7 protein-coding genes are annotated in these 4785 nt (G+C 39.2%); 2 read left to right on the plus strand and 5 right to left on the minus strand.

Features of this window, described 5'->3' with window-relative positions; translation table 11 throughout:
- Positions 1 to 124 precede the first annotated feature (124 nt).
- Positions 125 to 580 (minus strand): hypothetical protein, encoded by a 456-nt coding sequence (locus ACVBIO_RS21300; protein WP_447173394.1) that lies wholly within the window; start codon positions 578 to 580, stop codon positions 125 to 127.
- Between the two features lie 579 nt (positions 581 to 1159).
- Between ACVBIO_RS21300 and ACVBIO_RS21305 the strand changes: the two genes are divergently transcribed.
- On the plus strand, positions 1160 to 2029 hold the full coding sequence (locus tag ACVBIO_RS21305; protein ID WP_447173395.1) for a phage integrase N-terminal domain-containing protein: 870 nt from the start codon (positions 1160 to 1162) through the stop codon (positions 2027 to 2029).
- A 196-nt stretch (positions 2030 to 2225) separates the two neighbouring features.
- Entirely contained in the window at positions 2226 to 2474 is a 249-nt protein-coding gene (locus ACVBIO_RS21310; RefSeq protein WP_447173396.1) for a hypothetical protein, read from the plus strand.
- Here the strand turns inward: ACVBIO_RS21310 and ACVBIO_RS21315 are convergent.
- The 4 genes from ACVBIO_RS21315 to ACVBIO_RS21330 all read right to left on the minus strand — a co-directional run bounded on the left by ACVBIO_RS21315 (position 2471) and on the right by ACVBIO_RS21330 (position 3917).
- Complete coding sequence (locus ACVBIO_RS21315) at positions 2471 to 2662, minus strand: hypothetical protein (protein WP_447173397.1); 192 nt, start codon at positions 2660 to 2662, stop codon at positions 2471 to 2473. The two genes, ACVBIO_RS21310 and ACVBIO_RS21315, sit on opposite strands and share 4 nt — an antisense overlap.
- Positions 2652 to 2795: a hypothetical protein gene (locus ACVBIO_RS21320; protein ID WP_447173398.1), complete on the minus strand. Its 144-nt coding sequence runs from the start codon at positions 2793 to 2795 to the stop codon at positions 2652 to 2654. Before ACVBIO_RS21320 ends, ACVBIO_RS21315 begins: the two co-directional genes overlap by 11 nt.
- 26 nt (positions 2796 to 2821) lie before the next feature.
- Complete coding sequence (locus ACVBIO_RS21325) at positions 2822 to 3040, minus strand: hypothetical protein (protein WP_447173399.1); 219 nt, start codon at positions 3038 to 3040, stop codon at positions 2822 to 2824.
- A 193-nt stretch (positions 3041 to 3233) separates the two neighbouring features.
- Complete coding sequence (locus tag ACVBIO_RS21330) at positions 3234 to 3917, minus strand: replication initiation protein (RefSeq protein WP_447173400.1); 684 nt, start codon at positions 3915 to 3917, stop codon at positions 3234 to 3236.
- Positions 3918 to 4785 lie beyond the last annotated feature (868 nt).

Here is a 4785-nt window from a genome sequence, read left to right on the forward strand (position 1 = left end):
AAAGCCAACATTAGAGGTAGTGTCACTCCATTTTAAGGGAGTGACACTACCCCGTTGCTGTTCCTTATGCGGGGTATGTTGGCTTTTTTTGCATTTTAGAAGCGTTATGACGGTAACCTTGTATTTATAAAGATTCTTTTTGACAGGTTAAATTTTTATGATGAACAAACTCCATATACTCCAAGTTGTTTTCATAGCCTAAAGTTGCGCTACCCAGCATCCATTCTGAACTTGTATGGGCTTTTTTCAATGCAATATAAGCTCGTACCTTCCCTGTATCATTACGTTTTTGAACTCCAAAATAATTGTATAGAGAATTACCTTCTAGAGAATAAAGAGTTTTCTGGATCAGGATTGTTTCATATACAGATGTATATGGCTTCATTCCAGGCTCATAGTGGTTGGCTATTGATATTTCTGATGGTGAAACTTCTATTATGTATGAACTTTTCTTTTCATGTTTACCTGGGTTCCAAACCTTGCAGTGTAAAATAAAGTTTTCATTATTATTTTTAGCTGTAGCCACAGTTGGCGCTGATAACGCAATAAATACACCTAGTAGACACCATAAATGTTTCATATTTTTTTTCCGTTTAAATTTTACGATATAAATTATTTTTTCTTGATTATGGTATTGACGGCCACTCAATATGTGGTCGGTTTCGACAGTATTGTATAAATCTGCACCTTGCAATTAATTGGTTGATATAATTGATCTTTATCTATATTTGTTTACAAGTAATTTGTATCACTTGAGTTTCTTATTGCTCTAGTGACTGGATTGGGGTAGATTGAAATTTCTCCTATCGCATCACTCGATGCTTCAATATTTCAAATCAAACGATATACATTTTATCTCCGAACCCAACAGGGTTTTAGGGTCATTATATTTGGTTGGCGGAACTCCACAGAGTCGCACCATCTGGGCATTAGCCCGTAACAACACAAGCTCAATACCACTCGTAATTAGTGGGTTCTTTACTGTGTCGGCAGTTAGAACGAGCATTAACACTGAACTGAATTCCGAAATGGCCGCAAGTGCAACGTGGTCGTCGTGTTGTTAGCCCACTGAGAACTCCTTTTTCTAGATCAATGCGCCCTGTCTGGGCGCATTTCCATACTTTTATTTTTTGATTTTGTAACTTATTCAAGGTGCAGTATGGCGACTAATTTCTTTTTCCAAGCAAAAAAAATATTGAGACAACACAACCCCAGCTCTTTTGCGACAAAATCAGAGCGCTTTAAAACAGTTAGATTAGTGGATAAACAGCTCTTGGAACTAGGTTACAGAGGGTTGGAGCTAAAAGCGCTTAAGCCTAAGCACATCGATGCACTGCTTCAAAAATGGCAGTCCGATGGACTCTCACCAGGTACGGTTAAAAATCGCATGACGCACATTCGCTGGCTGGCTGAAAAGATCGGTAAGAAGGGGGTTGTGCCAGCTTCGAATGCGGCTTTAGGGATTGAGAAACGCATATATGTAACCAATGAAAATAAGGGGAAAACACTTTCTCAAAAGCAGTTAAATTCGATAACCGATCAGCATGTAAAAATGTCGCTTAAACTGCAGGTGGCGTTTGGTTTAAGGCGTGAGGAAGCAATGAAAATCCAGCCTGAAAAAGCAGACCGCGGCGATCATTTAGTGCTAGATGCCTCTTGGTGTAAAGGCGGTCGAGATCGCACGATCCCAATTTTAAACGAGGCGCAGCGCGAATTATTGGAAGAAGCGAAAGCATTAGCGCATGGCCGTTCGTTAATTCCAGTGCAGCGAATGTATGTCGAGCAGATGAAACGCTACGAAAATACTTGTATTAAAATCGGCTTAGAAGGGGCGCATGGTCTACGCCATAGTTACGCTCACCAACGTTATTTTGAGTTGACGGGAATAGAGTGTCCCGCTGTCTCTGGAGTGTCGGTACGGGAATTATCTGCAGAGTTACAAATTGCAGACAAAGAGGCTAGAGCCATTATTACCCGTGAATTGGGGCATGGAAGATTGCAGGTGACGGCAACTTACTTAGGAAGCTGATCTTCTTTGGCTGCTTGATGGCTTGCATACCAGTAGACCATGCCTACGGAGGCTACGCTGATAAAGAGTGCGCCTAATACGATCCAGAAATACATAGTTTCATCCTCTGATGGCGGAATATTCCAATATTAAAATATCTTGATATTGTAACGAAAACAAATTAACTTGATTGTGTAACTTAATCAAGGTATTTGAGATGGAAAAGAAACAGCATGGCGGTAGCCGTCCAGGTGCAGGACGAAAAACAAAATATGAAAGTACCGTAGTGATGCGTGTTCCAGAGAAATACAGAGATACGATTAAGGCGCTCATTTCGCACCTAGACGATACAGATATGATTGATAAAAATTACTCTGCAGTCGAGTCTGAAGCTGTTTTTCAGCGCTCTTTAAAAGACAAAGGGCAGCATATTATTTTTAGAACAGAACCGGTTAAAGGGACTTAATTAACCCAAACTTTTTCTAGTCCTGTTGCTGCATTGTATTTCCATCTTTGTCCAGTTTCGAGTTGATCTTTTCGTACCACATTAGCGGCTTTTTCCATCCATTCTATAGCTTCTGGAGAGTCGGCCTCAACGTTCTTGCTGACCAACTCCATCAGCTCTTTTTTTACTTGGTCTGATTCAGTGCTCATCTGAATCTGTCTCTGTTTTCTCAGGATGGAAAATCACTTCAACGTCCTTAATATCTAGGGTGTCATTATCGTAAGCTGTTTTGGCTTTTGGATCTTTAAGGGCTTTTCTTTTGAGTTCTTGGATAGCGGTCATTTTTATACTCACTTTTGTCAGTAATTTTAAAGGTTTAATATTTCATCCTCTAAAACAGCAACTGCTCGTTTTAACTGTTTTAATGCCGCTACACGGGCAAGTCTCTTAATTTCTAGGCGAGAATCATTATCTGGTACCCAGATGGCAACATCTATACTATTTCCTTTATCTTCAATATATTCATAAAAGTTAACACCGACCTCAAGCATCCCATCAATAGCTTCCGAATTAAAAGTAATATCCATCTTTTTCCCTCTATAAATTTACATAATCTACAAATAAGGTCTCACGAAATTCGGTTTACTTCAACACATTGTTTTTTAAAAGTTTTTAGTTGACACTTGTCAATTAAAAAATAGCGGTTGCAGTGTCAACTATGAGGGAGTTATCGGATGCGGAATGTCTTGTTCTCAGTTGGTAAAAGTAGTGAGCGGTAAACTATACATCTAACTTCATTTGTTTATTTTGCTTAAACTCAAAACGTAGTTTCTCAACCGTTCGGCCACGTTTGATAGGTGTGCAGTTGATTACTAGGTCACTTCTTTGGTTTAACTCTTTGACAGCAAGCTTAATCACATCACGGTTTAAAACTTTAAACTCTGGGTACTTATTAGAAATGCCTAAAATCGACTTAAAGTCATCTAAAAATATTTCTCGATCACCAGTATCTGAAAATCGCATTAACAATTCGTAAATACGTATTGAGTGAGAAGATTGAAGCTCTGCGATATTGCGTAATTTATATGAGGTGAAATTCCCCCGCATTTGACTAATATATCGCAAAACTCGATCAGACCAAACGAGCCTTACTGCGGCTTCTCCTTTTAGTTTTTTAGCTTTTTCCTGTACCCATCTCAATTCTATTTCTTCACCATTTTCATGGATAAGGATGTCTGATTGATAAAGTTTGTCAGCTGCTTTGTAAAGCTCTCTATGAGCGTTTTTTATATCTATTCCCATTAGCTCTGAAAACTCTGATGCTGTCATCGTTATTTCTTTTGGGATCTCATGCCGAGGGTCTACTTTACCCAAGCAGGCCAATATTAATTTTTGAGCCTGCACTGGTAACTTATAACGCGCTTCAATAAGGTAATTAGATTTCGTTATTGATAAATTATTCATATCTAAAGTGAGTCTTAATTGATGACTTTCTCACCATACTATCAGGTGAGAGTTGTTTCAATACTTTCTCACCTTAACTTGTGGATTACACCGTAAATCCCCTCACCTTTAGGTGTCTTTTTACCGTAAATCCCCTCACCTTTAGGTGTCTTTTTACCGTAAATCCCCTCACCCTTAAACGCTACAGCCCTGTTATACCAAAGGCTGTAGCGGTGCTATAAACAGGAAAGATCACAAACAAGAAAGATTATAAAGGGCTACGCCTGTGGATAAATCCACAAAAAAGACAATAAAATAAGGAATCGGCACTTTCTGGCTGACGCCAGAGCCGAAAACAAGCAGACCTGGAAGTGACTTTTGTCTACGACCGTTTGGCCTCAGTTGTTTCTGTAAAGAAGGTTTGCCTGCGGCGCTGGTCGCTACGCGACTGTCCGGCAGAAAGAGAAGTCAAAATCGATTTTAAACGGCCTAAATCGCAATTTAAGACCCTAAAGCAATAAATTTGGTATGGATGTGTGGTTTTAAAGTCTAAAACGCTTAAAACGCGTTTTAGAGCCTCTGAGCAACTATCGATTAGCGTAGTCTATCGACAGTTGCGAAGTGGTGTTTCTAGTCTTTTTCTTTGTAGCTTGGTAGCCGTACATACAAATACCGACCAATTAAAAAACCAGTAATAAGAATTACAATAACAGCGATTTGTGATGTGCTCATAGTGCTTCCTTTTTATTCGATAGTAGCAAAATACATTGATTGCGTATCTTTCAATCTTGAATTTGTTACGGAATCAAGCTAAAGCCAACATTAGAGGTAGTGTCACTCCATTTTAAGGGAGTGACACTACCCCGTTGCTGTTCCTTATGCGGGGTAT

The sequence above is a fragment of the Shewanella sp. 0m-8 genome, from assembly GCF_052977265.1.